The 4,488-nt window shown below is 45.1% G+C and carries 4 protein-coding genes; all 4 read right to left on the bottom strand.

What is annotated here, in order from left to right; genetic code table 11:
• Positions 1–1,549 (bottom strand): M1 family metallopeptidase (locus ACJ751_RS09935; protein ID WP_407745334.1); only part of this gene is annotated, 1,549 nt, incomplete at its 3' end.
• Positions 1,550–1,573: 24 nt separating this feature from the next.
• On the bottom strand, positions 1,574–2,887 hold the full coding sequence (locus ACJ751_RS09930) for a MutS-related protein (protein ID WP_407745333.1): 1,314 nt from the start codon (positions 2,885–2,887) through the stop codon (positions 1,574–1,576).
• A gap of 29 nt (positions 2,888–2,916) precedes the next feature.
• Positions 2,917–4,305 (bottom strand): dihydroorotase, encoded by a 1,389-nt coding sequence (locus tag ACJ751_RS09925; protein WP_407745332.1) that lies wholly within the window; start codon positions 4,303–4,305, stop codon positions 2,917–2,919.
• Positions 4,265–4,488 (bottom strand): hypothetical protein (locus ACJ751_RS09920; RefSeq protein WP_407745331.1); only part of this gene is annotated, 224 nt, incomplete at its 5' end. The genes ACJ751_RS09920 and ACJ751_RS09925, both read right to left, overlap by 41 nt.

Genomic DNA, 4,488 nt, shown 5'->3' with positions numbered 1-4,488 from the left:
TGGGATCAACAGTTATGCCTGTTGGTTTTACCGTTGCCGGAAAGGTTACGCTGGTTTCCCGGTTGCTGATGGCCACCTGTTTTATTTCGTTATTCCCCATTTGCAGTTCCAGCGGGAATTGATACAGTTCACCTTGTTGTTGTATAACTGTAATGTTTACTTCCTTTTTAGCCGCATTGTATTTCCAGGTTATATCCAGTTTAGGTTGGCCTGCCCGGAACAGCCATTGTTGAAAGAAGGGTTGCAGACTTTTGCCCGATACACCCTCCATTACTTTGCACAGATCGCTGGTTGCAGCATTTTTACCACTATAACGGCTGTAATAGGTCTGAATGCCTTTCCAGAACAAGGTATCGCCTAATTGACGGCGTAACATATGTAATACCCAGCCGCCTTTTTGATAAGAGTTGGCGTTCAGCAATTCCATATAGTTGGTAACGGATGAATCAACCACCGGCCGCAGTTTCTTTCTGGCGAAATCAATCACCACATTCCGGTTCTTCATCAACATTTGTTTGGCGGTATCGGGGCCATGTTTTTGTTCAAAATACAGGATTGTCATATAAGTGGCAAAACCTTCGCTTAACCACAAATGGCTCCAGTCGGCTTCCGTAGCCATATCGCCAAACCACTGGTGGGCTATTTCATGGGTCAGTAACGATTCGCTTTTGCGGGTACCGGTAATGGAGGCTTCATCGGAATAAAAAATGGCGCTGGCGTTTTCCATACCGCCGAAGATGGTGGTAGATTCTACATTGGCCAGTTTTTTAAACGCATAAGGTCCCACGTTCTTAATAAACCAGGGAAGAATGTCTACAGCCACGGCATAGTCGTAAAAGCCTTTGTCTTTTTCTTCGGGGTACACCCAGCTCGATACCGGAATATTATTCACTGTGCCTGATTGCTGGATGGCAAATTCGGCAACGCCAATCACCATTATTTTGGTAGAAAGGGGTGTGGCTTCGGTATAGTGTGTACGCCGCAGCTGGTTGCTGTAGGTAGTGTCTTCGATCTTAACGCCGTTTGCTATTACCTGGTAATGTGCCGGGGCGGTTACAATAAAATCAAGAGAAGCTTTATCAGCCGGGTGGTCAATGCAAGGCAGCCAATTATGTGCGCGGTTTGGCCAGTTGTCAGCAAAGAAAACGCGATGGCCGTATTTATTTTTGGTGATTACCAATCCATCGGCCGGTATACCTTCATAGACGATCCCGATGGTTTTGCGTTCACCGCTTTTAACCGGGGTGGCAAATTGTATGGTTAGCTGGTTATTGGTATGGGTAAAGGAAAGTGGTTTTCCCTGCGCTGTAACCTGCAATACCGCCTGGCCTTTGTGGTTATTGTCTTTGGATATAAGGTCAAGGGTAATTGCCTGAACATCTTTTATGAACAATACATCTATAGCAGCATTACCTTTTATCAGGTCGCTGGTATCGCTGAGGGTAATTGAAAATGTATAGTGCTGTATATCTATGTCGGCGCCTGGACGCTGGGCAAAAGCTATTACAGTTAGCCAGGTGCTGGCTATGAGGATCGCTATTTTTTTCATGCAGTGCGGTTTGCTGCAATGAAATTAAAGCTTCTCCAGCATATCAACCACCTTTTCCCTTTTCAGTATGAGGTAACCCAGGCGGTCGTTGCTGATGCCTTCCCGCAATTGATAACTGAACTCCAGCTGATCGTCTTTAACCGAGGTTTCAAAAAAGCGGAAGGAAATGTTGGGGTATTGTTTTAATTCTTCGCCTATTTCATACAGGTGGGTTGATAGGATGAAAAGTGAGCTCTTTATTTTTATCAAACCCTGTATTACTACCGATGAGCATTTCATAGCATCCTGCACATTGGTGCCTTTAAACAATTCATCGATGAGCACCAGCCATTTACGGCCATCGTTAATTTTGGTGATGGTGTTTTTTATGCGTTGCACTTCGTTGAAGAAATAGCTTTCACCTTTGATGATATTATCAACCACATTGATATTACTCAACAACCCATCGAACAGCGTTAAGCGCATAGACTCAGCCGGTACGCCCATGCCCAGGTGGGCCAAAAATACCGTGCTGCCCACTGCTTTAATGAAAGTACTTTTACCGGCCATGTTAGCCCCGGTAAGGAACAGGAAATTGTTACCCGGACTTAACTGCACATCGTATGGGGTAGGAGTAGATAACAGGATATGATACAACTTGTGCGCCTCGATAAGGGGTTGTTCCTGGTCGACAAACTCAGGAAAACTAAGTCCCATTTTCTGCACCGCCATGGCCATGGCGTACCAGGCATCTATACGGCCATAAATGGCTATAAGGTCATGTGCAGACAGCCTGAACTGGTCCCTGATGTAACCCCCATAATACAGAGTTTCTCTCCAGGTGAATTCCTTGCCCCGTTCACGTTGGCGCAATTCGTTCAGAATTGGTTTGTTCATTAGATCGGCTGCCCGGCGCAGGTATGTTCTAATCATCAACGGCGCCTGGTCGCTATCCAGTAACTCCACCAGTTTATGCATCCCTTTCAACAGGTCTGAAAAGTGGGAAATGGAATACCGCACCAGCGAGAAGTCGGCGCCATTCAGGAATTTATAAGTAAGTGCATGGAATACATTGGCATTGGGAATAGCATCTACATTACTATCGTAGAATTTTTCAATCACCATCAGGGTGCCATTGCTGATCTCGTTGGGCCAGTTATCGAGGTGTGTGATTATTGACCGAACGATCTTTTGGGTATCCAGAATGGGTTTCAGATCGTTGAAAGGATTACTGAAAAATCTCAACAGCCAGTCACGCCCCTGGGAGGTACGGGTAAAGCAAAGCCGGTGGAATATTGAAAATTCTTCTTCATGCTGAAAAACAGACAGGTCGTTATAGGTGGTATTGTCCAGTTCCATGCTGTTGCTCCTTCTTGGGTTTTCGTAAGTTACCGATTAAATAACAATCGCTCTCCCTTATTAGATTCATTCCACTGTCCATTTCCATAAACAAGATTGCCATTTACAAAAGTATGGGTAATGGCAGCGGGGAAAATAAATTGTTCCAGGGGGCTCCAACCGCATTTATACAATACGTTATCTTTTGTAGCTGTGGTAGTTGCATTCATATCAACAATAACCAGGTCGGCCTTGTAGCCTTCCCTGATGTAACCGCGGTCGGCAACCTGGTAGCATTTGGCTACGGCATGGCTCATTTTCTCAACCACTTTTTCAATGGTGATGCGTCCTTCTTTTACGTAATGCAACATGAGCAGCAGGCTGTGTTGTACCAGGGGCAAACCGGCATGGGATCTTTCATAACTGCCGGGTTCTACAGGTGGCAGGGTCAATGAACCGGCTGCGTTTCTGGTAACACCTTTTTCTTCGAGGGTATGCGGGGCATGGTCGGTGGCAATTACATCTAAGCGGTCATCGAGCAGGGCCTGCCAAAGCGCTTCGCGGTTGTGGGGCGCTTTAATAGCGGGGTTGCATTTTATTAAATTACCGAGACGATCATAATCGTTGCTGGTAAAATGCAGGTGATGCACGCACACTTCGGCTGTAATGTTCTTTTGTTCCAGCGGTCTCATATTGGAGAACAAGGCCAGCTCTTTTTCTGTGCTGATGTGCAGGATGTGGAGTCGGGTATTATATTTTTGGGCAAACTGAATGGCGGCCAGTGAGCTTTCAAAACAACCATGTTCATCCCTTATCCGTGGATGATCGGCCGGGTCCAGGGTGCCTTTTTCTTTTTTTATTCTTTCATAATTGGTTTTGATGATCTTTTCATCTTCACAATGGGTGGCTATCAACACCTCACTTTCCTGGAAAATTTTGTCGAGCGTAAGGTAGTTGTCAACCAGTAACCCGCCGGTTGAAGAACCCATAAAGATCTTGATGCCGCAAATATCTTTTTTACGAAGATTTGTTTTCAGAGCTTCTTCGGCATTGTCATTGGATGTGCCCATGTAAAATGAGTAATTGGCCAGGGCGCTATTGGCGCCAATGGCATATTTCTGTTCGAGCAGCTCCTGGGTAAACACGGGTGGCATGGTGTTGGGCATTTCCATAAAGGAGGTTACCCCACCGGCAACGGCTGCTTTCGATTCGGTATAAATGGTAGCTTTGTGGGTAAGGCCTGGCTCCCTGAAGTGAACCTGGTCATCGATGGCGCCGGGTAATAAATGCAATCCCTGGCCGTTAATTTCAGTAACTAAAATATCTGGTTGAATGTTACCATCAATCTTTTCAATGCGGCCGTTTTTGATCAGCACATCCTTCACGGCTGACACCCCTTCATTCACGACCATTATATTTTTTATCAGGTAATTTTGCATATCTTGAAAAAATAATATTTTTAAATACTGGCCATGCAATATATTGTAAAAACTTTTGTTCGCTTACTGTTTTTATTATTTCCCTTCGGATTGTTTGCTCAGTCAACTTATTTACCCCAGGGTTCCAAACACCAGCCTTTTTTGAACCGTCTTGAAATAATGCTGCAAAGTAATGATGATCTG

It is taken from the genome of Niastella sp., assembly GCF_045805085.1.
Classification (GTDB): Bacteria; Bacteroidota; Bacteroidia; order Chitinophagales; family Chitinophagaceae; genus Niastella.
The sequence above is the reverse complement of the archived record's forward strand: the minus strand, read 5'-3'. Positions and strand labels throughout refer to the sequence as shown.